The organism is Noviherbaspirillum malthae (assembly GCF_015352985.1).
GTDB classification, from domain to species: Bacteria; Pseudomonadota; Gammaproteobacteria; order Burkholderiales; family Burkholderiaceae_D; genus Noviherbaspirillum; species Noviherbaspirillum malthae.
The window spans coordinates 106309-131410 of the sequence record NZ_JACYXF010000012.1 but is presented as its reverse complement, the minus strand read 5'-3'; the positions used below and the strand labels follow the sequence as shown (position 1 = coordinate 131410).

Genomic DNA, 25102 nt, shown 5'->3' with positions numbered 1-25102 from the left:
CGCCGCTGCACCGAACCTTACAAGAGAAGAGACAGGAGACCCTCATGAGCAAGCCGATCACATTCGCACTGCATGCCGTCGCGGCCATCGTCGCCTTTTCGGCGGCGGTCCATGCCCGCGCCGAGTATCCCGAAAAGCCGATCCGCATCGTCGTGCCGTCATCGCCGGGCGGCAGCGCCGACGCCATCGCCCGCATGGTGGGCGAGCGGCTCATCCGTGCGCTCGGACAGACAGTGATCATCGAGAACAAGGGCGGCGGCGGAGGCAATATCGCCACCGAGGCGGTTGCCCGCTCGGCGCCCGACGGTTATACCGTTCTGCTGACCGGCAATAACCATACGCTCAATGTTTCCCTTTATGCCAAGCCGCCCTATAAGCTAGACGACTTCCAGCCCGTCATCGAGCTGACGCGCGGTCCGTCGGTGTTCGTCGCGGCGCAGAATGCGCCGTTCAAGAGCCTGAAGGAAATGACCGCAGCCGCAAAGGCAAAGCCCGACAGCGTGGCCTTCGGCAGTCCGGGCGTCGGCCTGCCCAGCCATATCGCAATGGAAACCTTCACCCGCACCGCGCAGCTCAAGCTGGTGCATGTGCCGTACAAGGGGTCGGGCCCGTCGCTGTCGGACGTGATAGGCGGACAGATTCCCCTGGTCAGCTCGACGCTCGCAGCCGCGATGCCGCACATCAAGGCGGACAAGATCAAGGCGCTGGCGGTCACCTCGCCGAACCGCTGGCCCAGCCTGCCCGATGTGCCGACCGTTGCGGAGAGCGGCTATCCCGGCTACAGCCACATGACCTGGCTCGGTCTGCTGGTGCCGAAGGGCACGCCGGAGGCGATCGTTGCCCGCCTGAATGCGGAGACGGACAAGGTCTTGGCCGACCCGGCGATCAGGGCCAAGCTGGAGCAGCAGGGCACATCGCCGGTGGGCGGTTCGCCGGCGGCGTTCCAGAAAATGATGGCGGAAGAATATGCCGCTTCCCGGACCCTGGTGCAGACCACCGGCCTGCGGCCGGAGTAAGGCTCGGGGAAAGGGAACGGCCATGTTTACAAAGCCATTGCGCGAAGCGGCCAGCATCGCCGACCTGAGGAACATCGCGGCACGCAAGCTGCCGAGGATGGTGTTCGACTATATCGACGGCGCTTCCGGAGCGGAAGCGACCGCGCAACGCAATCGCGACGGCTTCGACCGCTTTCTGCTGCAGCCTGAAATCTTGGTCGATGTCTCGAAGGTGGAGTTGAAGACGCGGCTGTTCGGCAGCGAGATCGCAATGCCCTTCATCATCGGCCCGACCGGGCTGAACGGGGCTTACTGGCCGCACGGCGATCTTTGCCTTGCACGCGCGGCAAAAGCGGAGAACATCCCCTTCGTGATGAGCACAGCGGCCACCGAAAAGCTTGAAGATGTGCGAGATGCCGCAGGAAACCTGCGCTGGTTCCAGCTCTACCTGTTCAAGGACCGCAGCCTCGTGCGGCGCCTGCTCGACAGCGTGCGCGCCGCCGGTTTCACCGTGCTGCAGGTGACTGTCGATACGCCCATTGCCGGAAGGCGCGCGCGCGACATCCGCAACGGCTTCTCCCTGCCTTTTCGCTGGACGCTGAAAAACTTCATCGACACCGCCATGCATCCGGCATGGGCATGCCGGATGCTGCGAACCGGCGCGCCGACGCTGAGGCTGTTCGCCGATTTTGTTGGCAACGTTGCGCGCGGCGCCACGATCGCCGAAGTGATGCAGCAGCAGATCAGCATGTCGGTGAGCTGGGATGATGTCGCATGGCTGCGCAGCGAATGGCAAGGGCCGCTGGTGCTCAAGGGCGTGTCGTCGGTGCAGCATATGCGCCGCGCGCATGCCTGCGGAGTCGACGGCGTCGTGGTATCAAACCATGGCGGACGCCAGCTCGATGGATCGCATTCCACCATCGAAGTGCTGCCGCGCCTGGTCGATGCCATCCCGGGCAAGCCGCTGACCATGCTGATCGACAGCGGCTTCCGGCATGGAGCCGATGCGGCCAAGGCGCTCGCGCTCGGCGCCGACGCGGTGCAGCTCGGCCGGCCTACGCTCTATGGTCTTGCGGCAGGGGGAGAGAAGGGCGCGCGGCATGCGCTGCGCATTCTGGCGGAAGACCTGAGCCGCGCGATGGCACTGACCGGATCGCCGACAGTAGGCCAGCTCGCAGGAAAAGCCTGGGACGATCACAATCTTCACAACGACGTTTATCGAAGCGCTGCTGTGCCGGAAAGGCAAATGTCGGCTGCCTGATTTCTGCTGTTGCCGGAATCAAGCGACCTGCGGACCGCCGCGAAACTGCAAACCGGCAATGATGGCCGACGCGAAGTCTTTCATCAGCCTTCGCGCCGATCAGCAACTACGCTGCTTGCAACAGAACACTCTCAACGCAGGTGATGCACCTCGCCCTGACCGTACACCGGCGTCTCGATGCCTTCCATGCGCGCCTTCAGCTGCAGCGAGAGGTAGCGCGAGTAGTGGCGTGACTGGTGCAGGTTGCCGCCGTGGAACCACATCTGTTCCTGCGCGGTCGGCTTCCACATGTTGCGCAGTTCGCCTTCCCACGGGCCCGGGTCCTTGGTGGTGTCCGACCCGAGTCCCCAGCATTTGCCGACCTTGTCCGCGACTTCCGGCGACACCAGTTTGGCGACCCAGCCGTTCATCGAACCGTAACCGGTCGCATACACCAGCAGGTCGGCGGGCAGCTCGGTGCCGTCGGTCAGCTCCACCGAATGCTCCTTGATGCGCTTGATGTTGACCCGGCTCTTGAGCTTGATGCTGCCGTTGGCGATCAGCTCCGATGCGCCCACATCGATGTAATAGCCGGAGCCGCGCCGCAGGTATTTCATGAACAGGCCGGAGCCGTCGTCGCCGAAGTCGAGCATGAAGCCGGCTTCTTCCAGCCGCCGGTAAAGATCGGCGTCGCGCTTCTTCATTTCCTCGTATACGGGAATATGGAAGGAATGCATGATGCGGTAGGGCACGGATGCGAAGATCAGGTCCGCCTTGTCGGTGGTGATGCCTTTCGCCAGCGCCTCTTCGGAATACAGCCCGCCCAGCGCCAGTTCCATCAGCGAATCCGAAGGCGCGATATGCGTCGAGGAGCGCTGGATCATCGTGACGTCGGCACCGTTCTCCCACAGGTCGGCGCAGATGTCATGCGCGGAATTGTTTGAACCGAGCACCACGGCTTTCTTGCCCTTGAAGGCTTCCCCGCCCGGATGCTTGCTCGAATGATGCTGCATGCCCTTGAAGTTTTCCGCCCCTTCCACTTTCGGCACATTCGGAAAGCCCGAGACACCCAGCGCGAAGACCAGCTGCTTGGGACGCAGCACGACCTGTTCGCCGTCGCGGTTCACGGTGACTTCCCATTCCTTTCTGTCCTCGTCGAAGCGTGCGTTCAGGGCTTCGGTCTTGCTCCAGTAATTCAGTTCCATGACCTTGGTGTACATCTCCAGCCAGTCGCCGACCTTGTCTTTCGGCGTAAAGACCGGCCAGTCGTCGGGGAAGGGCAGGTAAGGCATGTGGTCATACCAGACCGGATCGTGCAGGCACAGCGACTTGTAGCGGTTGCGCCAGGAATCGCCGGCGCGCTCGTTGCGTTCGATGATCAGCGTCGGCACGCCCAGGCGCTTGAGGCGGGCACCCAGACCGATGCCGCCCTGGCCGCCGCCAATGATCACGCAGTAGGGCTGCCTGGTGTACCCCAGTTCGGCTTCTTCCTGCCTGCGCTTTTCCAGCCAGCTCTGGCGGTTCCTGTGCACGCCATGCTCCGCGCCCTTGATGCGGTTCGGTCCCTTCTTCTCTTCATGACCCTTGAGTTCGGCCATGGTCGTCAGTAGCGTCCATGCCTTGCCGTTCTTCAGACGGAGATGTCCGCGCCCGCGCGCGACTTCCGTCTCGAAGGTCAGCCAGGCTTCGACCACGCCGTCCGCTTCGCTTGCCTGCTCCTCCAGTTTCCAGTTCGACGGCGCGGTCTTCGCCAAGGTGGCATGCAGCATGGCGCGGATGTCGTCCTTGCCTTCCAGCGTCTTGATGTTCCAGGTGAACGTGACGAGGTCGCGCCAGTAGCAGTCGTCCTGGAACAGCGCGAGGGCGGCATCGATGTCCTGCTGCTTCAGCGCGGCATCGAAGTGCTCCAGCCATCCGGCTGCCTGCATCGAGGGGGTGTTTTCCATTTTGTCTCTCTCCAATCAAGGTAGTGATGTCCGGTCTTGCCGGTGTACATGCTTTCGCAAGCGGCGTGCCAGAGCCTTTTGGGAGAGACGGAAAGATGCAAGTCTTTGAAAAGACTGGAGAATATTCCAGGTTGCCGTTAAAACGGACGTGAACGTCGGTACACGGGGGTGACAGGTGTCACGGCCTGGGTGTTACGCCTGTAACAGGGAAGCCTGTCGGGCGTGTCAGGGAGAGTTACACCTTGTCGACGTGATTGGGCGTGACGATACCGAGGCGCTTCATGCGCCGGTACAGGGTCATTCTTGCGATACCCATTTCCTCGGCCGCAGCCGTGATGTTCCAGCGGCAGCCGCGCAAGATCCGGATCAGCGCTTCGGCTTCAGGGCCCGACTTCGCCGTGCGCGGTGCCGCAGCGGCAGGTATCGGAGTCATGCCCGACTGCGGCTCCCGGCATAGGCTGTCGATGAAGCTGTCAGGGAGATCCTCGGGCTGGATCACCCCATGGGCGCAGACCGTGGCCGCATACTGGATTACGTTGTGCAGTTCGCGCAGGTTGCCGGGCCAGCCGTGCTGCAGCATCAGCGACTCGGCTTCGGGAGTCAGCGCCGGCGAAGTGCGCACGCCATGCTGTTTTGCGTGCTGCCGCAGCATCTGCTCCATCATGTGTCTCAGGTCCTGCCGCTCGCGCAGCGGCGGCAGGGTGATGTGCGCTCCGTTCAGCCGGTAATACAAGTCGTCTCGGAAGCGCCCCTCCTGGACCAGGGTTTTCAAGTCGCAGTGCGTGGCCGCGATGACGCGGATATTGACTTCGACCGGACGCGCCGCGCCGATCGGCAGCACTTCCTTTTCCGCCAGCACCCGCAGCAGGCGCGCCTGCAGGGGCCGCGGCATGTCGCCGATCTCGTCCAGGAACAGTGTGCCGCCGTCGGCTTCCGCGATCAGGCCGCGCTTGCCCTTCGCGGCGGCTCCGGAAAAACTGCCCGGCAGATAGCCGAACAATTCGCTTTCGATCAGGCTTTCCGGAATCGCGGCGCAGTTGACGGCGATGAAGGGACCACCGCGCCGTTCGCTGCTCCGGTGAATGGCCTTGGCGAAAAATTCCTTGCCGGTGCCGGTTTCCCCGGTGACGAGCAGGCTTACCGGAGAATTGACCAGCCGCGATACCCGTTCGATCTGCCGGTCGAGCTGGGGATCGCCGCCGGAGAGCGCCGCGAGCGGGGCCGGTAACGCCGCTGCAGTGCGCAGCGTGCCAGATACGCCGGACGCGCCGGACGCCGGCCAGCGTACGGGCGGAGGAGCAGCCTGCAGGAACAGAACGTGTTTATTGCCGGCAACGGTGACCGCACGCTGATCGGGCGCCTGCGCGCTGACGAAGCGTCCGAGTTCGCTGAAGGAGACATTGAACAGGCTGTCGAACATGCATCCCGTCAATGGCCGGGCGCGGGCCTGGAACAGCAGCTCGGCGCGCCGGTTGTGCCCGATGATCCTGCCGCCGGCATCCACCGCCAGCAGGTATTCCGGGTTCACGTCGAGAAACTGGGGTGCAGTCGAGAGGCGCAGTATCCATTCGCGCCGGTAACGGTGAAGGAAATGCGCATTCTCGATCTGGTGTGCGACCATCTTCACCAGCTGCAGCGCAAGATGCTGGCTTTGCTTGGGCTGCGGCGAACTCAGCGCGGAAATGTCCAGCACCGCATTCAGCTCCCCATGCGCGCCATAGATGGGCGCGCTGGTGCAGGTGAGCGGAATGTGCGTGGCATCGAAATGATCGTCCTGATGCACGGTGAGGGCTTGACCTGTGCTGATGCAGGTACCCACGCCGCAGGTGCCCGCATGCTGCTCGCTCCAGTCCGCGCCGAGATAGAGCCCGGCGCGGCGCAGGCTGTGGTCGAGCTGGAGGTCGCCCAGGAAGTCCACCGTCACGCCGCGCGCATCGGTCAGCAGCACCACATAGCCCATTCCAGCCACCTGCTGGTACAGCGTTTCCAGCCCATGGCGGGCGATATGCAGGAAATCATCCATCTGCTCCTGGTGCTCGCGTATGAGCTCGCTCGGCAGGATCACCGCCTCCTGCATGCGCGCCGGATCGAGCCGGTGTTCATTGACGCAACGCAGCCATGAGCTGCGGATGATTTCATCATGATGCCGTGCAGACGGCGACGCCGCGCCCTGGTCGGCGACCTGCATCACGGTGGCAATATGTTCCCGCTGGTGATGCTGCATGCTTGTCTCCTGGCAGCTTCCGCATGGCCGCCGTGCTTTATTGACAGGTGTACAACATGAGTCTGGAAATAGGATACCCGATCACGGGGCTGCATCATAGGCCTGCGCGTATGGCGCGTATGGCTTGATGACTGCGCGCAATTCGCAGAATGGTATCGATGCTGCGCTCCACATCCGAATCGGTGGTGGCCCACGACACCACGCTGATCCGCATCGCGGTATGTCCCTGCCATACCGTTCCGCCGCACCAGCATGTTCCGTCTTTCTGAATGTCGTCGATGATGCGCATCGTGGTTTCCGCATTGCCGAACGATACCAACACCTGGTTGAGCACCACCTCGTTCAGAATCTTGCAGCCGGCCGCCCGCAACGCGTCGGCGAACCGACGCGCATGGCGGCAGGTGCGCTCGATCATGTCGGCCAGGCCGGTGCGGCCAAGGGAATGCAATGCCGCCCACACCTCGACGCCGCGCGCCCGCCTGGAAAGCTCGGGCGTGAAGTCGGCCGGATTGCGGTGTGCGCTGGCGGTGGGCAGATATTCTGCGGTGATGGCCATGGCCGCCCGTAACGCGTGCTGGTCGCGCACGAAGGCGACGCCGCAGTCGTAAGGCACGTTGAGCCACTTGTGGCAATCGGTTGCCCAGGAATCGGCAAGTTCGATTCCCCGCGCTAGCTGCGCGAGGGAGGGCGCGGCGGAGGCCCACAGGCCGAATGCGCCGTCGACATGCACCCACGCCTCAGCGTCCCGTGCGCGCTCGCAGACCGCTCCGGCCGGGTCGAAGGCACCGGTATTGACGTTGCCCGCCTGCACGCAGACGATGGACCGCGACGTCAGCGGAGGCAGGCGATCGAGCCGCACGGCCCCGTTGCCGTCGACCGGAATTTTCACGACGCGGTTGCGGCCCAGGCCCAGCATGGCCAGCGCCTTCAGCAGCGTGGGATGCGCTTCTTCGCTCACGATCACTTCCAGCGGAGGCGCGCCGAACAAACCGTCCGCCTCCACGTTCCAGCCCTCTTTGGCCAGCAGCGCATGCCGTGCCGCCGACAGCGCGCTGAAATGCGCGACGGTGGTTCCCGTGACGAATGCTCCGCCGCTATCGGCCGGCAGCCTGAGCACGTCGAGCAGCCAGCGCAAGGCAACTTGCTCGATGGCCGCGGTCGCAGGCGTGACGTTGTACAGTGCACTGTTCTGGTCCCATGCAGTGGCAAGCCAGCTAGCCGCGAGCGCGGCGGGAAGCGTTCCGCCGATGACGAAACCGAAAAATCGCGGCCCCGCCATGGCCATGGTTGCCGGCGAGCCGGCTTCGTCCAGTTGCCGCAGCGTCAGCTCCGGGCTGACGGGGTGCTCGGGAAAGGGGATGTCAAACTCGGCCAGCCTCTGTACCGCTGCTTCGGACGGCGCCACGGCACGGTTTTCAAGTTGTTCGAGATAGGAGATGGCGCGCTCTGAAGTTGCCGCCAGTAGTTGCCTCATGCAAACCTCCCGGATGAGTCGTTCCCGGTCAAGGGCCACGCGCAGGCTGGATTGCCGGCAGTAGAAGTCGGCTAACGATGGCAGCGCTGAATGAGAAGGACTGAAGCGTCGACCGTCTCCCGGTTTACTCCTACGGTGTGATTCTAATGCGGCCGTACGCCGGTGGAAGACCTGCCTCCACCGGCGCATGCGATTACGACATGAAGTTGATGGTGTTCTTGCCGGTCTGGGTCGGATTGACATTCGACTTGATGCCGGAGGCGAACGCGACGTTGTTGCCGTTGTTGACTTCCGTGTTCTGGCTTTGTCCCAGCGACTGGGATGCGTCGAAATTGATCTCGCTCTTGGCCACGCTGAACAGCGGGCTGGCGAACAGGGCAGGCATCCGGTGGAAACCGTGGCCGCCGCGCACGGCGCTCATGTCTTTGGCGCCGAGGTCTTTGGAAACGGACAGGTCTTTGATGGTCAGTGCTTTCATGGTGATTCTCCTAAAAGGTGATGGCTTGGTTGGGTGATGGGCGCTTCATCGCGCTTGAAGGAGATATAGCAGGGGGTATGCCAGCATCCTGCAATCGTGAAGAAATCGTACCAAGTCCTTGATGTATAAGGGCATCTCGTGATTTGCAGGGGAAGACATGCAGGCAATGGTGAACATGACCGCAAGGGTAATGTCGGCTCCCGACCGACATTGGCATGGTTGGATGGCGGCTGGATGTCGGATCAAAGGCGACTGCCTGAGCCAACATGACGCGGATGCTAGCCAAGGCACGCGTAAACTTGGCAGGAAGTTTTGAAGTAGCCCAAGACGCCGCTGGCCGACGTGCTACATTGAAGAAGGGTACGTTGCGGCCGGAGCCGCCGTTTGCGAGTGCCCTGCAATCTGCTCTAACCGTCTTGAAGAGCAGGAAGAAGGAGGCGTTTATGGAAGCGCATCAGCTTGAGTACAGGGGCTATGTCATCCATCCGCTGCTGGTCTCCGAAACCGAAGGCCGGTACGAAAGCGGATACGAGATTTCGAAGCACGGCAAAGTGGTGCGGACTCGTGCGAATGTCTTTCCCGGGTCCTTCTATCGCAGCGCTGCATTGACGAACAGCATCGAACACGCCAAGCTGGAAATCGATAGTCTGGTGACTGCGTACGGCGACCTGGAATAGTGTGAACGCAGTCTGGCTACGCGGCATATCCTGCAGGCAGGTTATGCCGCGTGCGGTATTGTCAAAAATAAATCAGGCCGCCATCCGCTGCACCGACTGGATCCAGGCATGGAAACTGCGCATCTGGTCGCCGACAAACTTGCGGGTCGCCTCATCGGTGCACTGTCCGTCGGCATTGAACTTGGTATTGGCCATGCCGATGAAGACTTCCGGCTTCACCAGCGTCATGGCATTCAGGAACATCATCGTGCGCCGCACATCGTACTGGACGCGCGCGCCGCCCAGCGGCCCTGTCGTCGCCGACAGAATGGCGACCGGCTTGCCTGCAAACGGCTGATTCTCAAGGCGGCTGACCCAGTCGATCATGTTCTTGAACATGCCCGGCATGGAGAAGTTGTATTCCGGTGTCGCGATCACGACGCCATCGGCTTGCCGGAGTCGGGCTGCCAGGCTGCTGACCGACTCGGGCACGCCCTTGGCGAGCACATCGCTGTCGAATGCCGGCACATCGCGCCAGTCCAGTACTTCGAAGCCTGCGCCTTCAGGCAGGGAGGCGCCTGCCAGATTCAATGCCATGCGATTCAGGGAGCCGGCACGCAGGCTGCCGCAAAGACCAACGATATTCAGTGAACTCATGCGCTTGTTTCCAATGGGTGAAAAAGCCACCATTGTAAGGAAAATCCCGTTTCCTGCATTTCTGTCGGCCTGCGAAAACAGCGCCTTTATCGCATTCATGTCCGAATAGTGAACAGCGCTGCGGCGCGCTGCGGCTGTTCCTCTACCATTTCTCCATGCCGCGCATCCGCGCATCGATTTGCCATACTGGAGACAGGAAACATCATGAAGCTTGCATCGTTGAAGTCCGGCAGGGACGGGGAACTGCTTGTCGTAAGCAGGGATCTGCGTACCGCAGTGAAGGCCGGCGCCGCCGCGCCGACCATGCAATATGCGCTTGATAACTGGGATGCGGTACGTCCTCGCCTGGAAGCCCTTTACCGTGCGCTCAATGGCGGCGATGCCGACGGCGCATTTGCGCTCGATATGGATGCGCTTGCCGCACCATTGCCGCGTTCCTACCAATATCTGGACGGCGCTGCCTATGCTAGCCATATCCAGCGCAACCGGGCCGCGCGCGGCGAGACGGTACCCGAGGATTTCTACGAGAAGCCGCTGGTGTACCAGGGCATTTCACATGGCTTCATGGCGTGGAATGAAGATGTCAAGCTGCCCAGCGATGAACTGGGAATCGATTTCGAAGCGGAGATCGCAGCCATTACCGATGACGTGCCGATGGGTGTCTCGGCAAATGAAGCATGCCGGCACATTCGCCTGTTCGTCCTGCTGAACGACATCTCGCTGCGCAGCCTGATACCGGCGGAGCTGAAGCGTACCTTCGGCTTCCTGACCGGAAAGCCCGCGTCCAGCATGGGACCCATCGCGATCACACCCGACGAGCTCGGCGAACTGTGGAATGGCCGGCTGGTGTCCGGCACCATGCAATGCTGGGTGCGCGGCGAGCAGGTCGGAAAGATCGAGACCGGCATCGATACGCCTTTCCACTACGGCGACCTGATCGCCCATGTCGCGCAAACCCGTAACTTCGAACCCGGCACGCTGGTCGGCCTGGGCACGGTATCGAACGAGGATGAATCGGTCGGATGCGGCTGCATCGGTGAAATCCGGGCGCTTGAAATCCTGCGCAGCGGGAAGGCAGTCACGCCTTTGTTCAGATTCGGAGACAGGGTAAGAATTGAACATTTCGATCGCGCCGGCAATTCCGTTTTCGGCTGTATCGATCAGGCCTTCGTTCCTGCTGCGGAGTAGTTGTTCCGAGGCCGCAGATACACATATCCATTGGCGAAAAGCCGTGACAGACCGACAAGACCCAAGGAGATTACATGCTTTGCAAGAGCCTGCATCATGCCGCGTTCCGCTGCAGGGACGCGCGCGAAACCGTTGATTTCTATACCGGCGTGCTGGGCCTGAAATTCATCCATGCCATGGGTGAGGATCATGTGCCCTCGACCGGCAAATACAGCCCGCACATTCACATTTTTTTCGAAATGGAAGACGGCAGCTGCATTGCCTTCTTCGAACTTCCGAAGGACCAGGGACAGCCGTCCGGGCGCGATCCGGAGACGCCGGACTGGGTGCAGCACTTCGCATTTCGCGTTGCTGATCAGGCCACGCTGCTCAAGGTCAAGGCAGACCTCGAAGCCAAGGGTATCAAGGTGGTCGGTCCGACCAACCATGACGACTTCCTGCTGTCGATCTATTTCTTCGACCCTTCGGGGCACCGTCTTGAACTGAGCGTCCACACCGCGACGCCGGAGCAGGACAGACAGTTCAGGGAAGAGGCAAACGATGTACTGAACTTGTGGGACAAGACGCACGACTGGTCGCAGCGGGAGAAACTGTTTGGAGGGGCGACCGGCTACCGGCGGGAGACTTGATGGCAAACCGATAGCCTGTTTGAAAACAGGCTATCAACGCTCAACGAAAACAGGATTGATCTGCCGGATCGACTTTTCGATCTCGGCCACCTGCTCCCTCAGCAGCTGAGCGATATCCCTGCCTCGCTGCCCGCGCATGCGGGTATCGATCGCACCCACGCTGATTGCGCCGATCGGGCGGCGCATCGAGTCATGAAACGGTATGCCTATCGCGGTCACGCCGAGCGTCACGCGGTTTTTAACCAGTGCATAACCGGCCTTGCGGGCACCCGCGACAGCCTCGCGCTGCTGTTCGACATCCAGCTTGCCGAAATCCGGAAGGCGAGACGCGGTTGCCTGCAATATCCGTTCACATTCCTCATCGCTGCATGCGGCCAGTATGGCGAGGCCGCCGGCGCCGACGCCGAGGGGACGGCGGCTGCCGATCTCAAGCGTGATGGTTCGGATCGGAAACGATCCCTCTATGCGGTCGATGCACACGGCATCGAATCCGCTGCGCATGACGAAGTAGGACGTATCCTCGGTCTCGCGGCTGATCTTTTCCAGGATGGGCCGGCAGACGTGGCGCAGGTCGAAGATCTCGGCCGCAGCCAGGCCCAGTTCATAGGCAACCGGCCCGAGCAGATAGCGGCGGGATTCCTCGTGCTGGAAGATCAGGCCTTCATTGTTCAATTGCTTGAGCAGGCGATGCACCGTCGGATGCGGAAGCGCGCTGCGCGTCGAGATCTCGGTCAGCGCCAGCCCGCGCTTGCCGGCGGTGGCCAGAAGACGCAGCAGCAGGTTGGCACGGCGTATGGTGCCGATGTCGTCGCGGTTGGATGGCATGAAAAGCGGCCTCATCGTCTGAGAGGACGGGGTGGGAGCCGGAATAAAGTGTTGTCCATTATACGGAAAAACATCGCCAAACCCGCCGCCGCCTTCCTATAGTGATGCTAAAAAACGTATCCATTCAAGGAGAAGACATGAAAGGCAAATGGAAGCATCTGGCCGCTGCAGCTGCATCAGTCATCGCGTGCGCAGCCGTACACGCAAACGACTATCCGAATCGTCCGATCACGCTGATGCACGGCTTCGGCGCCGGCGGCAACGCCGATGTGGTGGCGAGGATCGTCGCCAGCAAGATGCAGGACGGGCTCAAGACTCCCGTCGTGGTCGAATCCAAGACCGGTGCGGGCGGCACCATTGCAAGTGCGGCAGTCGCCAAGGCGCAGCCCGACGGATACACCCTGATCATGCTGACGGGCGGTCATGCGGTGTCCGCCGCCTACCAGAAGAGCCTGCCGTATCAGCCGGTCAAGGATTTCCAGATGATTTCGCTGGTATCGACCTTTCCGTTCGTGATTGCGGTGCGCGCCGATCATCCCGCAAAGACCCTGGCCGATCTGATCGCCATGGCCAGGCGCGAACCCGGCAAGCTTACCTTCAGCTCGGTGGGCATAGGCTCGACCCAGCATCTGGTAGGAGAGCTGCTGGGTTCGACCAGCGGCACGAAATTGATGCATATCCCCTATCGAGGCGGAGCGGCGCCGGTGCAGGCAGTGCTCAGCGGCGACGTCGACATGCTGGTCGACTCGGTGACCGTTGCCACCGGCCACGTCAAGTCGGGCAAGCTGCGGGCGCTGGCCGTCACCAGTGCAACGCCATGGCCCGCCTTGCCCGGCGTTCCGCCGGTGGCGGATACGCTGAAGGGCTTCGAGGTACGCTCCTGGCTGGGCATTGCAGCACCAAAGGGTACGCCGGCGGATGTGGTGGAAAAACTGAACAAGGAGATCGGGCGCGCGGTGGTGCTGCCCGACGCGCGGCGCGCGCTGGAAGGCGTGGGCAGCGAGCCGGCGCCGAGCACGCCGGCAAAGATGGAGACACTGGTGGATAGCGAGATAAGACGCTGGAAGCAGGTCATTACCGATGCCGGGATCACGCCTGAATAAATCCTGGCCTTTGCTGGCGTGTCATCGGTATTCTCACGGAATAGAAGGCTTGCCAACACAATGGCAAGCCTTCTATTCCGTGCTTCACCGATCTGCATGTCCCTGTCTCCTGCAAGTTCGTCAATTGCCATTCCGCCAGCCTCGGTCAATACGCCATCGGCTGTGCCGGTGACAAAACAACATTCTCCCGCTCGCCTGCCTGACGCATCGGCAATCCGGATGTGGTCATTCTGGAAAGGCAACGAGCCTTTCCGTTGTTTCTTGATTCGCGCCGTGTAGAAGATGGCCGGCGACAGCGCCGCATGGTGGATCTATGAGTACAATGATTTCTAACAAGAAATCGAATAACTCATGTTAGCCTCCATTCACACGCCTACCCTGGGCCTTGCGACGGCGGTGGTGCAGCTTACGCTCGCTGCCATCATGCTGTTTTTCCTCCATACCCGGAAAACTCATCCAGGCTTCGGCAAATGGTCGGCGAGCCAGGCGCTGTGGTCGGTCGGCTTCGTGCTGCTGATCCTGCGCGGCTTAGTCCCTGACTTCGTCAGCGTCGTCATCGGCAACTACCTGATCATCAGCGGCATGGCCTTGTTCTATGACGGACTCGCCACATTCAGGGAGCAGCGCTGGCGGATGCAGCTCAATGGTGTCGTTCACCTGCTCGGGGTGATCTGCATTGCCTGCATGGCCTGGCATACCTATGTGACGCCGAGCGTCAACATGCGTGTTGCGGCGATTAACCTTTACCGCATCTACCTTTCCATCCTGTGTGCGTCCATGGTGTGGCTGAATCGGGAAGCAATCGGTTTCCGCAAGGTGTACCGCCTGCTGACATTCGTGTTCCTGATTTCCTTCGCCACTTCGAGCGCGCGGGTCTACTGGGCACTGACCTCGGCGCCCATTGCACACCTGATGACCGACGACTTCGCGTTTCGCGTCTACATGCTGTTCGATCTGTTTTTCTTCATCGCGGTCGCGTTCTCGGTGCTGGTGCTGACCAGCGCGCGCATCGAGGAAGAGCTTGATCATGCGCTGCGCAAGGCGGACGCGGCCTCTCGCACCGACGCGCTGACCGGCGTATGGAACCGCCTGCATTTCGAGTCTGCAGGACCGTGCGAGGCTGAGCGTGCCCGCCGCTATGGCTCACCCTTGTCTGTGCTGATCTTCGATATCGACCACTTCAAGCTCATCAATGACCGCCATGGCCATGCGGTCGGCGACCAGGTCATACGAAAGGTCGCAGCACAAGCGGTCGCCACGCTGCGTTCGAGCGACCAGCTGTTCCGATGGGGCGGCGAAGAATTCGTGGTGCTGCTGCCGGTCAATGCGCGTGCAGCGGTGGAAGCGGCCGGGAAATTGCGCCAGCGTATCGCCTCCACCGACTTCGACGCCGCCGGGACGGTCACCATCAGCGTCGGCGTGGCGCAGCTGGCGGAAACCGAATCCATGGAGAGTGCGCTGCAGCGCGCCGATGCAATGCTGTATTGCGCCAAGGACAGCGGGCGCAATTGCGTGATGGCAGATGTTCGACAGGAGCAGTCGGCAGCGGAAACGGTCTACTAGGAATCCGGAGGAAAAGCACGGCCTTCAGGCGGAACCAAGCGTAATACATCCGGTCAGCAGCTTTAAGCTTGGTCATATCGCAATGTCTTGCAAGGCAGGGAACAACATGCCTGCCGGGCAAGTCCTTGCGCCACCGTCAGGAGATCCGAATTGCGCATCCATCATCTCAATTGCATTTCTTCCTGTCCGCTCGGCGGAAAACTGATGGACGGGCGCACGCCGACGATCCTTCAGCGGGGCGAGTTGTGCTGCCACTGCCTGCTGATCGAAACCGAACAGGGCCTGGTGCTTGTCGACACGGGATTCGGCCTGGAAGACGTGCATCATCCCCGCACCCGCTTGAGCCACTTCTTTCTTGCCCTTCTCAGTCCCGACTTTCGCGAAGAGATGACCGCCTTGCGCCAGATCCAGCGCCTGGGGTTCAAGGCCGCCGATGTCCGGCATATCGTGCTGACCCATCTCGATTTCGATCATGCCGGAGGCCTGGATGACTTCCCCCACGCGATCGTGCACATGATGCAGCAGGAACGCGACGACGCCATGGCGCAGACGACATGGCTGGACCGGCAGCGTTTCCGGCCGCAACAGTGGAGCAGCTGGAACCGATGGCGGGTCTATCGCGCCGGCAGCACGGACAGATGGTTCGGCTTTGAATGCGTGCGCGAGCTGACCGGCTTGCCGCCGGAAATCCTGCTCGTTCCGCTTCCCGGGCACACCTTCGGCCACGCAGGGGTGGCGGTCCGTACGTCGGACCGCTGGCTTCTGCAAGCTGGGGATGCCTACTTTTATCACCGGGAAATGAGTGCGACCGATCCCTGGTGCACGCCCGGACTGCGCCTCTATCAGACTCTGATGGAAAAGGACCGCGGTGCCCGCCTGGCGAACCAGGAGCGTCTGCGCCGCCTGCGCCATGTGCACGGGGGCGAGCTGGAACTGGTCTGTTCGCATGATCCGATCGAATTCGAGCGGATGACAGGCCAGTCGATACGCGTTCCGTTTGCCGCGGATGTGCCCGCACGGCACCATCATGCAGGTGTCGGCGCAGGAGCACATGCGCATTGATTGCCCACGGCGGCTCGGCTTGCCAGCATAACGCCGCGAGCAGTGCAGCACATAAGGCGACCATGATGAAGGCCGGCCTCGGCACCCCATCATCCTGACAGCCGATCGGGGCTACACCGATGTGCGATACATTTTTTGTATCGTATCAGCCAAATTTGCGATTTGACATGGATTGAAGCCCGGACAATGATGTCTCCACCGCCATATCGAGCGGCATAACAAGCGAGGAGACATCGATGAAGCTGCTATCCCTGGTTGCGGGAACCCTTGGGCTGCTGTTTGCCGCCGGTTCCGCTGTTGCGCAGAACTATCCCACCGGACCCGTGACGCTGGTCGTTCCGTTCGCCGCCGGCAGCGGAACGGACGGCGTTGCGCGCGTGGTGGCGCAGAAGCTCGGCGAACGCCTGCGCCAGCCGGTCGTGGTGGACAACAAGCCGGGCGCCAGCGCGCAGATTGCCGCAGTGCACGTCGCAGGCGCAAAGCCGGACGGCTATACGCTGATGATGACGACAAATACCTCGCATTCGGCCAATCCCAGCTTGTTCAAAACATTGCGCTACGATCCGGTGAAGGATTTCACACCGATTACCCTAGTCGGCGAATTGCCGTTTGCGATCGTCGTCAATCCGAAGCTGCCCGTCAAGACGCTCAAGGAATTCATCGATTATGCGAAGGCCAACCCCGGCAAATTGTCCTACGGCACACCCAACAGCACCTCGCTCGTAGCCAGCGAAACGATCAAGCGGCTGGCCGGTATCAACCTGCTGCAAGTCCCGTACAAATCCAGCCCGCAAGCCATGACCGATCTGATCAGCGGGCAGATCGATTTTTATGTCGTCGATTTCGGCTCCGGCATGTCCATGCTCAAGACGGACAAGGTCAAGACGCTGGCAGTGACCACCGCGGCCCCGTCGAAGCTGCTGCCGAACATACCGCCGGTGGCGCAGACCGTGCCTGGCTTCGACCTGACTTCATGGAACGGCATCCTCGGCCCGGCCGGATTGCCCAAGCCGATTGTCGAGCGCCTCAACACCGAAATTCTCGCAGTGCTGGCCGACAAGGAAGTGCAGGACAAGCTGGCGGCGCAGGGCTTTCAGGTCGGGCCTTCCGCTTCGCCCCAGGACTTCGCCAAGTATGTCGTGACCCAGCGCGATCATTGGAGCGCTCTGATCAAGCAGGCAGGCATCCAGCCCGAATAAGCGCATAACGTCACCACACCATGACCAAGCAATCAGGCCCGCTCGCGGGCGTAAGAATTCTCGACATGACTTCCGTCATCATGGGGCCTTTTGCGACGCAGATCCTTGCTTCGCTCGGGGCCGACGTGATCAAGATCGAGAATCCCGAAGGCGACAACATGCGGCATGTCGGACCGATGCGCAATGCCGGCATGGGGCATATCTTCCTGCACGCGAACCAGGGCAAGCGCAGCATCGTCCTCGACCTGAAGCAGCCGCACGGGCGCGAAGCGGTACTGCGGCTGGCGGAGCAGGCCGACGTGCTGATCACCAATGTGCGGCCCCAGGCCGTTGCACGGCTCGGACTGGACTATGAATCGGTGAAGCAGCGCAATGCCCGCATCATCCATGTCAGCTGCTGCGGCTTCGGCCAGGACGGACCCTATGCAGGGAAGGCGGCCTATGACGATCTGATCCAGGGAGCGACGGGCCTGCCCTGGCTGATGCAGCAATATGGTTCGGAAACACCCTGCTATGCGCCCGTCACCATGGGCGATCGCGTCACCGGCCTGCATGCGGTGTATGCCGTGACGACAGCGCTGTACGCACGCGAGAAGACAGGCGTGGGGCAGGCCGTCATCGTGCCGATGTTCGAAGCGATGACGCAGTTCGTGCTTGGCGATCACCTCGCGGGCCTGTCGTTCGAGCCGCCGCAAGGCGAACCCGGCTATGCACGGCTGCTGACCGCGCACCGGCGTCCGTACCGCACCCGCGACGGCCATCTGTGCGTGCTGATCTACAACGACAAGCACTGGCGCAATTTCTTCGCCGCGATCGGCACGCCGGAGCGCTTCATGGAGGATGAGCGTTTTACGACGCACGGCATGCGCGCCGCCCATATCGATGCGGTCTATGCGGAAGTGGGTGCATTGATGCGCGAACGGACCACGGCCGAGTGGCAGTCGATACTGGATGGCGCCGATATTCCCAACATGCCGATGAACTCTCCGGCAGATCTGCTCGACGATGAACACCTGCGGCAGACAGGTTTCATCCGCAGCGTCGAGCATCCGACGGAAGGGATGCTGAATACCACCCGCAATCCGGTGACATGGACGCACACCGCGCCGAATCCGGATGTCATGCCGGCGCCGCTGCTCGGCGAGCATTCGACCGAGATCTTGGCGGAGGCAGGCTATTCGCAATACGAAATCGAGCAAATGATGGCAGCCGGCGTGAGCGCCGGCGGTCCAACCCAAAAGGAGAAAAGAGAATGAGCCACCGATATCTCGTGCGAGCCGGCGACGTGCCCGGCTACTCGCCCGCCAATCACACCGGCACGCTCAACCGCCGCCTGATCGGTGCGGAAAACGTTGGCGCTAAGCATGTGGAGGTGGTGCTCGGCGTCATCGAGCGCAATGGCGGCGCCTTGCCGCATGCCCATCCCGGCATCGAGCAGGTGTGCTATCTGCTGGAGGGGAGCGCGCGCGCCGAAGTCGGCGGCGAGACGTTCGACATGCAGCCGGGCGATACCTGCTTTTTTCCCGCCGATGCGATGCACGTCTTTACGGTGACCAGCGAACAGCCCGCGCGCGTGCTTGTCATCTACAGCCCGCCCTATGCGGAATCCAACGCGCGGACCGCGGCCGGAAAGCAGGAGTAAGCGATGGATTTCCTGCTGAGCGAAGACCAGGAACAGATCCGGAGCGCCATCGAAAAGCTGTGCTCCCCGTTCGATGACGAATACTGGGCCGCGAGGGACCGCGACGGTGCGTTTCCGGATGACTTTCACCGCGCGCTCGGAGAAGCCGGCTGGCTGGGCATCGCCATGCCGGAAGCCTACGGCGGCGCCGGACTGGGCATCACCGAAGCGGCATTGATGATGCAAACCATCGCCGCCACGGGCGCGGGACTGTCGGGCGCATCCGCCGTGCACATGAACATCTTCGGGCTGCATCCGGTCGTGGTGTTCGGCACCGACGAGCAGAAGCAGCGCTGGCTGCCGCCGCTCATCCAGGGCCGGCAGAAAGCCTGCTTCGCAGTGACCGAACCGAATACCGGCTTGAACACGCTCAAGCTCAAGACGCGCGCGGTGCGCGAAGGCGATCATTACGTCGTGACCGGACAGAAGGTCTGGATTTCCACCGCCCAGGTGGCCGACAAGATGCTGCTGCTTGCCCGCACCACGCCGGTCGAGGAGGCGCAGGGCACCGACGGATTGTCGCTGTTCTATACCGACCTCGACCGCAGGTACGTGGAAGTGCGCGAGATCGAAAAGATGGGCCGCAAGGCGGTCGATTCCAACCAGGTCTTCATCGACGGCTTGCGCATTCCGGTAGAAGACCGGATCGGGGAGGAGGGCAAGGGTTTCAGCTACATCCTGCACGGCCTCAATCCGGAGCGCATCCTGATCGCCTCCGAAGCGGTCGGCCTGGGCAAGGCGGCGCTGCGCCGCGCCGCGCAGTATGCGAAGGAGCGCATCGTGTTCGACCGGCCGATCGGACAGAACCAGGGCATACAGCATCCGCTGGCCAAATCCTGGATGGAACTCGAAGCCGCCAACCTGATGGTATTCAAGGCCGCATCCTTCTACGACGGCGGCAGGTCCTGCGCGGCCGAAGCCAACGCCGCCAAGTATCTTGCAGCCGAAGCCTGTTTCCATGCCTGCGAAAATGCGATCTTCACCCATGGCGGCATGGGCTATGCGAAGGAATACCACGTCGAGCGTTATCTGCGAGAATCATGGATACCAAGACTGGCGCCGGTCAGTCCGCAGCTCATCCTGTGCTTCATTGCGGAAAAGGTGCTCGGTCTGGCCAAGTCCTATTGATCGCTGCCATCGTCGGCAAGGAGCGGCTGCGGTCCGGTGCGACGGGCGGCAACCTTCAATCATCGGAGACACATGGAGCTCAGGCATCTGCGCTATTTCGTCGCTCTCGCCGAGGAACTGCACTTCGGCCGGGCAGCGCTGCGTCTGGCGATCACCCAGCCGCCGCTCAGCTTTGCCATCCAGTCGCTGGAAAAGGAACTCGGCATCCGGTTGTTCGAACGCGACAACAAGCGCGTCGAACTGACGCCGGCCGGTGCGGCTTATTATGTCGAGGCGCAGGCAATCCTCGAAAGGATCAAGCTCGCCAACGACACCGCTCGTTCGGTGGCCTCCGGCAACCTGGGACGGCTCGACATCGGCTTTACCGGGTCCATGGTCTACCGGCATGTGCCGGGCATCGTATCGGACTTCATCGAACGCCATCCGGGCATCGAGGTCACGCTGCGCGAGCAGTCATCGATGGAGCAGATCGAAGGCCTGCTGCACGGCCGGCTGCATGCCGGCTTCATCAATACGCCGCATGTTCCGGAAGGATTGGCAGGGCAGCCCTTGCCGGACGATCCCTTCGTGTGCTGCCTGCCGGACAGCCATGCCCTTGCAGGCAGACAGAAAATCGCATTGAAGGAACTGGCCGACTGTCCGTTCATCATGTTTGCTCGCGAAGTGTCCCCGGCGAATTACGACAACGTGATCGCCATCTGCCGCCAGGCCGGTTTCGAGCCGCAGACACGCTTCGCGGCCCGCCAGTGGCTGACCATTACCGCGCTGGTGGCCAATGGACTGGGCGTGTCGATCGTGCCGCAGTCACTGACGCGCTCGGCCATCGCCGGCGCAAGATTCGTACCGATCCTGGATGCGCATGCAGTGTCGTCCGCCTATCTCATCTGGCATCCTGAAAGCAAGACGCCGGCGCTGCAGTTTTTTCTCAGCGAAGCGAGCAGCAGTTTGACGAATCACACCCTGTCACAGGCGCAACACGAACAAGTCTTATCCTGATCGTGGTTGCGCGATCCATTCAAACGGTATCGTAGCCAGTGTTGCGGCGGCCGGATACCTTCAAGCCGCGTTTATCTATTTGAACCAGGCGGTTGCCTTTTCATCCTTGCGGCCCGAATGAGATTTCCCGTGAACGGCCACTGAACTGCCTGCAATCCGATTCGCTTTGGAGATATGTCATGACGTTTTCTATCGTCGCACGTTGCGTGCGCACAGGACAGGTTGGCGTGGCAGCGGCAACAGCGGTCCAGGCGGTCGGCAAGCTGGCCTGCCATGCAATTGCCAACGCCGGCGCGGTCGCTTCGCAAGCGTTAACCAACCCTTATCTTGCCTATGATGGCCTGCGTCTCCTTGAGCAAGACGCATCGGCCGAGGATGCGCTGAGACGCGTATTGGCAACCGATATGAATGCAGCCAAGCGGCAAGTCGGGATTGTGGACAAGCAAGGCCGCACGGCGGCATGGACTGGCCCGGATACGATCAAGTGGTCGGGACATATCCCGGGGCACAATTGCAGCGTCCAGGGAAACCGCTTGCCCGGACCGCAAGTGCTTGAAAGAGCATTGGAATCGATGCATGCCACGGAACATCTTGATCTGGCAGAACGTCTTACGCTGGCCTTGCTGGCGGGCGATGAGGCCGGCGGCGACCTCAAGGGCGAACGCTCCGTGAACGTACTGGTATTTGCGGCCGAAGAATACGCACTGTGCGACATTCGGGTCGACGATCATGATGCGCCCATGCAAGAACTTAGACGATTGTTCAAGGTGTATCAGGAAAAGATCCTGCCGAACGTCCTCGGTCTTCCCAAGCGCGCAGACATTCCCCGGCCCGGCTGAAAGGCGCAGGCCATCGTGCAGGATGTTTGGAGCGGGACCGCCGGCTTGCCGCCCGCCGGAATGATGCCTGCCGCGGATCAGGCGCCGGGAACGGCGAAACGGTCGCCAGGCTCTGCACTTTCATATGCGCCCGGTGTCCCACGGCGGTCGGAGGCTGCATCTGCATCCCGACTTGTACTGGAGAAAAGTTATGCAACGAACCGCTTTAGTGGTAGGCGCCAGCGGCATCGGCGGACGTTATGTCGCGCGTGAGCTCGTGTCAAACGGTTGGACCGTCTACGGGCTGGCACGCCGGCCGATACATGACGTCAGCAGCGTAAAACCGGTCGCCGCGGATTTGCTCGAACCGAAAAGCCTGGAGACGGCACTGGCTCAAGTCGAACCTACCCATGTATTTATCACGACCTGGATGCGCAACGATACGGAGGCCGAGAATATCCGGGTCAACGCTGCCATGGTTCGGAACCTGCTCGCGGCGCTCGCCGGGAAACGAACGCTGCGCCACGTGGCGCTGGTCACCGGCTTGAAGCACTATCTCGGCCCGTTCGAGGCCTATGCGCAATCGGGTACGCTGCCTGAGACGCCGTTGCGGGAAACGCAGCCGCGCCTTCCCATCGAGAATTTCTACTATGCCCAGGAAGACGAAGTCTATGCGGCCGTTGAGCGCGACAGGTTCACGTGGAGCATTCATCGACCCCATACGGTGATCGGCATGGCCGTCGGCAATGCGATGAATCTCGGCACGACGCTGGCGGTATATGCCTCGATATGCAAGGAGACCGGGCGCGTGTTCCAGTTCCCCGGCTCCGAAGCGCAATGGAAAGGCCTGTCCGATGTGACCGATGCCCGTATGCTGGCCAGGCAGCTGGTCTGGGCAGCCGATACTGACGCAGCGCGCAATGAAGCGTTCAATATCGTGAACGGCGATGTATTTCGCTGGAGCTGGTTGTGGGGAAGGCTGGCCGACTGGTTCGGTGTACAGGCGGCTGGTTTCAGCGGCAGCACGCAGCCGCTCGAAACCGCGATGGCAAACGATCATGCATTGTGGCGCGACATCGCTCGGCGCCACGGGCTTGCCGAACCGGATCTGGATCGTCTGGCGTCGCCCTGGCATACCGACCTTGATCTGGGCCGGCCTATCGAAGTGATGACCGATATGGCGAAAAGCCGCAAGCTCGGCTTTTCTCCCTTCCAGGCAACCGATGAATCGTTTTTCGATTTGTTTTCACTGTTGCGAAGCTCGCGGCTCATCCCCTGATGACAATGAACTGCATGACCAATGAGACCCAATGGATCGCATTTGACGGTCCCAAACGTATCGCTCAAGGAGCGCCGCGCGAAATGGCCTGTCAGGCAAAGGAATATTTCGAGAGTCACCCGGATGCCTGCATTCTGTTCTTCGATGCCGCCACCAGTCACCAGATCCATATCGACCTGCGCATCGATACCGAGCATCTGGTACGGGTGGTGGACTACCTGAACAAGCCTGCTCTCGCACATGCGTCAACTGGCCAAAAGCCATTCCTCGTTCCGCAGGAAGTCACCCTGCTGCCCCGTCATTGGGAGTGGCTGGCGACACAGCCCGGCGGTGAATCGGTGGCACTGCGCAAACTGGTGGAGCAAGCAATGCGCGCCAGCGGGCCGACCGATGCCAGGCGTGCCGCGCAAGAGGCAGTCTATCGTTTCATGACAGCAATGGCAGGCGATGAACGTGATTATGAAGAAGCGATCCGCGCCTTGTACAAAGGCGACCGAGCCAGGATCGAATCCTGCATCGCTTCCTGGCCCGAGGATATCCGCGCTCATGTCGGCACCCTGCTTGGGCCGGCGTTCGCGGCTAGCTGAACTGCAGCAGAAGAGGGACGGCCGGCTCACGCCGGCCTGATCCCGTTCGCCTGGCATCATTGCTGCACTCCGGAAAGACATTATGCCCGCAAGGCCGACCTTGCCTGTCGGCCTTTTCTCTTTCACGCTGATCTCGCCAGCCCTGCAGCAGCAAAGCCTGTTTTTCTGATTCCCCTATAATGATGGCCTGCCGAGACAACCGGCAACGGCGGTCGCGGCAGAGCGTAACCACTCTGTGTCCTGTGCAAGCAGGACCTTCAAAAGAAAAGATGTCTGGAAGCATGAAAATCAACTCCCTTTGCAGCAAACTCTTCACTGGTGCCGTTGTCGCGCTCAGTTTTACCACCGGCGCTCTCGCCGCATCCTGGCCGGATTCGACGGTCACCGTGATGGTGCCGTGGCCTGCCGGCGGTCCCTCCGATATCGCAGCGCGCCCGATTGCCAAGAACCTGTCGGAACAGCTTGGCCAGCCTTTTGTGGTCGACAACCGCGGCGGCGGCGGCGGCAACATCGGCAGCGCGGCCGTTGCCCGCTCCAAGCCTGATGGCCAGACCATGCTGGTCACATCGAGCGCGCCTATCGTCATCAATCCCAGCCTGTACAAGAAGATGGGCTTCGATCCGGCCAAGGACCTGGCACCGGTAACAAACCTGCTGCGCGTGCCGCTTCTGCTGGTTGCGCATCCGTCCGTGCCGGCAAACAACTTGAAGGAACTCGTTGCCTACATCAAGTCGCAGGGCGGCAAGTTTTCCTATGCGTCGGCCGGCTCCGGCACGCCGCAGCACCTCACCGGCGAGCTGTTCCGCACGACGATCGGCCAGGACATGAACCATGTTCCCTACAAGGGTTCGGCACCGGCGATTTCGGACCTGATCGGCGGTCACGTGCCGGTGATGTTCGACAGCATGATCGCCATCATGCCGCATGTGAAATCCGGCAAGGTCAAGGTCATCGCCATTTCCGGCGACAAGCGTTCGCCTCTGCTCCCGAACGTGCCGACCTTCGCGGAATCCGGCTATCCGAGCATCGTGTCCTATGCCTGGTACGGCATGTTCGTGCCTGCAAAGACGCCGAAGGATGTGATTGCGAAGATCAATCAGGAAACGCTGAAGGCAATGAAGGATCCGGTTTTCCAGAAGGTGCTCGCTGACACCGGTTCCGATTTTGTCGGCGACACGCCCGAGAATTTCGGCAAGTTCGTTCAGGCCGAAGCCGTGAAATGGTCGAAGGTGGTCAAGGAAAGCGGCGCAACGGTCGACTGATCCGGGCTGCAGGATGTAAATGAAACGGGCCGGCGCAAGGCCGGCCCGTGTAGATGCAGCAAGCGGGCAGGGAATCTCTTTTCCTGCCCGCCGGAATGTGCGCTCGAGGATT

The 25102-nt window shown here is 61.5% G+C and carries 23 protein-coding genes; 17 read left to right on the top strand and 6 right to left on the bottom strand.

The genetic code is table 11. From position 1 onward, the window contains the following. The first annotated feature begins 44 nt into the window (after positions 1–44). Positions 45–1016 (top strand): Bug family tripartite tricarboxylate transporter substrate binding protein, encoded by a 972-nt coding sequence (locus IGW03_RS16855; RefSeq protein WP_194723717.1) that lies wholly within the window; start codon positions 45–47, stop codon positions 1014–1016. A gap of 22 nt (positions 1017–1038) precedes the next feature. Next, positions 1039–2256, top strand: coding sequence for an alpha-hydroxy acid oxidase (locus tag IGW03_RS16850; protein WP_194723716.1), 1218 nt, complete (start codon positions 1039–1041; stop codon positions 2254–2256). 131 nt (positions 2257–2387) lie between these two features. On the opposite strand, the gene IGW03_RS16845 is transcribed toward IGW03_RS16850, so the two are convergent. From IGW03_RS16845 to IGW03_RS16830, 4 genes are all read right to left on the bottom strand, one after another. Continuing rightward, positions 2388–4181, bottom strand: coding sequence for an NAD(P)/FAD-dependent oxidoreductase (locus IGW03_RS16845; RefSeq protein WP_194723715.1), 1794 nt, complete (start codon positions 4179–4181; stop codon positions 2388–2390). Positions 4182–4416: 235 nt separating this feature from the next. After that, the gene (locus IGW03_RS16840) at positions 4417–6405 is read right to left on the bottom strand and encodes a sigma-54-dependent Fis family transcriptional regulator (protein ID WP_194723714.1); all 1989 of its coding nucleotides are present in this window, start codon (positions 6403–6405) and stop codon (positions 4417–4419) included. A 94-nt stretch (positions 6406–6499) separates the two neighbouring features. Beyond that, positions 6500–7879, bottom strand: a complete 1380-nt coding sequence (locus tag IGW03_RS16835; RefSeq protein ID WP_194723713.1) for a pyridoxal phosphate-dependent decarboxylase family protein — start codon at positions 7877–7879, stop codon at positions 6500–6502. Positions 7880–8072: 193 nt separating this feature from the next. After that, on the bottom strand, positions 8073–8357 hold the full coding sequence (locus IGW03_RS16830) for a hypothetical protein (protein ID WP_194723712.1): 285 nt from the start codon (positions 8355–8357) through the stop codon (positions 8073–8075). 443 nt (positions 8358–8800) lie between these two features. On the opposite strand from IGW03_RS16830, the gene IGW03_RS16825 reads away from it, so the two are divergent. Continuing rightward, on the top strand, positions 8801–9034 hold the full coding sequence (locus IGW03_RS16825) for a hypothetical protein (RefSeq protein ID WP_194723711.1): 234 nt from the start codon (positions 8801–8803) through the stop codon (positions 9032–9034). 72 nt (positions 9035–9106) lie between these two features. Here IGW03_RS16825 and IGW03_RS16820 read toward each other — a convergent pair whose 3' ends face one another. Continuing rightward, positions 9107–9670 carry an NADPH-dependent FMN reductase gene (locus IGW03_RS16820; protein ID WP_194723710.1) on the bottom strand — a complete coding sequence of 188 codons (564 nt, stop codon included), beginning with the start codon at positions 9668–9670 and terminating at the stop codon, positions 9107–9109. Between the two features lie 204 nt (positions 9671–9874). On the opposite strand from IGW03_RS16820, the gene IGW03_RS16815 reads away from it, so the two are divergent. After that, on the top strand, positions 9875–10858 hold the full coding sequence (locus IGW03_RS16815; RefSeq protein WP_194723709.1) for a fumarylacetoacetate hydrolase family protein: 984 nt from the start codon (positions 9875–9877) through the stop codon (positions 10856–10858). Between the two features lie 74 nt (positions 10859–10932). Next, positions 10933–11487: a VOC family protein gene (locus IGW03_RS16810; protein ID WP_194723708.1), complete on the top strand. Its 555-nt coding sequence runs from the start codon at positions 10933–10935 to the stop codon at positions 11485–11487. Positions 11488–11520: 33 nt separating this feature from the next. On the opposite strand, the gene IGW03_RS16805 is transcribed toward IGW03_RS16810, so the two are convergent. After that, positions 11521–12312 carry an IclR family transcriptional regulator gene (locus IGW03_RS16805; RefSeq protein ID WP_194723707.1) on the bottom strand — a complete coding sequence of 264 codons (792 nt, stop codon included), beginning with the start codon at positions 12310–12312 and terminating at the stop codon, positions 11521–11523. A 137-nt stretch (positions 12313–12449) separates the two neighbouring features. Here IGW03_RS16805 and IGW03_RS16800 point away from each other — a divergent pair, with 137 nt between their 5' ends. From IGW03_RS16800 to IGW03_RS16745, 12 genes are all read left to right on the top strand, one after another. Continuing rightward, positions 12450–13415 carry a tripartite tricarboxylate transporter substrate binding protein gene (locus tag IGW03_RS16800; RefSeq protein WP_194723706.1) on the top strand — a complete coding sequence of 322 codons (966 nt, stop codon included), beginning with the start codon at positions 12450–12452 and terminating at the stop codon, positions 13413–13415. A 351-nt stretch (positions 13416–13766) separates the two neighbouring features. Beyond that, a complete protein-coding gene (locus IGW03_RS16795; RefSeq protein WP_194723705.1) occupies positions 13767–14978 on the top strand; it encodes a GGDEF domain-containing protein in 1212 nt (403 codons plus the stop codon). Between the two features lie 150 nt (positions 14979–15128). Continuing rightward, the gene (locus tag IGW03_RS16790; RefSeq protein ID WP_194723704.1) at positions 15129–16040 is read left to right on the top strand and encodes an MBL fold metallo-hydrolase; all 912 of its coding nucleotides are present in this window, start codon (positions 15129–15131) and stop codon (positions 16038–16040) included. 236 nt (positions 16041–16276) lie between these two features. After that, a complete protein-coding gene (locus tag IGW03_RS16785; protein WP_194723703.1) occupies positions 16277–17239 on the top strand; it encodes a Bug family tripartite tricarboxylate transporter substrate binding protein in 963 nt (320 codons plus the stop codon). A gap of 20 nt (positions 17240–17259) precedes the next feature. Further along, positions 17260–18495: a CaiB/BaiF CoA transferase family protein gene (locus IGW03_RS16780; protein WP_194723702.1), complete on the top strand. Its 1236-nt coding sequence runs from the start codon at positions 17260–17262 to the stop codon at positions 18493–18495. Beyond that, the gene (locus IGW03_RS16775; RefSeq protein WP_194723701.1) at positions 18492–18881 is read left to right on the top strand and encodes a cupin domain-containing protein; all 390 of its coding nucleotides are present in this window, start codon (positions 18492–18494) and stop codon (positions 18879–18881) included. The genes IGW03_RS16780 and IGW03_RS16775 overlap by 4 nt, the downstream gene beginning before the upstream one ends. A gap of 3 nt (positions 18882–18884) precedes the next feature. Further along, entirely contained in the window at positions 18885–20048 is a 1164-nt protein-coding gene (locus IGW03_RS16770; protein ID WP_194723700.1) for an acyl-CoA dehydrogenase family protein, read from the top strand. 72 nt (positions 20049–20120) lie between these two features. After that, positions 20121–21044, top strand: coding sequence for a LysR family transcriptional regulator (locus tag IGW03_RS16765; protein WP_194723699.1), 924 nt, complete (start codon positions 20121–20123; stop codon positions 21042–21044). 179 nt (positions 21045–21223) lie between these two features. Then, positions 21224–21883: a DUF1028 domain-containing protein gene (locus tag IGW03_RS16760; RefSeq protein WP_194723698.1), complete on the top strand. Its 660-nt coding sequence runs from the start codon at positions 21224–21226 to the stop codon at positions 21881–21883. A 190-nt stretch (positions 21884–22073) separates the two neighbouring features. Then, on the top strand, positions 22074–23141 hold the full coding sequence (locus tag IGW03_RS16755) for an SDR family oxidoreductase (protein WP_194723697.1): 1068 nt from the start codon (positions 22074–22076) through the stop codon (positions 23139–23141). After that, a complete protein-coding gene (locus IGW03_RS16750) occupies positions 23141–23728 on the top strand; it encodes a DUF2239 family protein (RefSeq protein ID WP_323744987.1) in 588 nt (195 codons plus the stop codon). The genes IGW03_RS16755 and IGW03_RS16750 overlap by 1 nt, the downstream gene beginning before the upstream one ends. Positions 23729–24009: 281 nt before the next feature. After that, positions 24010–24990, top strand: a complete 981-nt coding sequence (locus IGW03_RS16745) for a Bug family tripartite tricarboxylate transporter substrate binding protein (protein ID WP_194723695.1) — start codon at positions 24010–24012, stop codon at positions 24988–24990. Positions 24991–25102 lie beyond the last annotated feature (112 nt).